At 76.1% G+C, this 285-nt stretch carries 1 pseudogene; it reads right to left on the minus strand.

Annotated elements, in window-relative coordinates:
- Positions 1-285: pseudogene (locus AC5RV2_RS19245) on the minus strand (anthranilate phosphoribosyltransferase); the annotation flags it as partial.

A 285-nucleotide genomic window follows, 5' to 3' on the forward strand; every position in this document is an offset into this window, starting at 1 on the left:
GGCTGTCGCGTCGTTGGCCACCAGGGCGGCGGCCGCGTTGAGGACGACGGCGTCGCGCACCGGCCCCTTGTCCCCCGCGAGCACGCGGCGCACCACTTCGGCATTCGCGGCGGCGTCGCCGCCGCGCAGGTCGTCCAGCGTTGCCCGGGGGATGCCGAGGTCCAGCGGGTCCAGGTCGTGTTCCGTCACCGCGCCGCCGCGCACCTCCCATACCGACGAGGGGCCCGTGGTGGTCAGCTCATCCAGGCCGTCCCCGCCGCGGAAGACCAGCGCGCGGATGCCCCG

This window comes from Arthrobacter sp. Y3225116 (assembly GCF_059091245.1).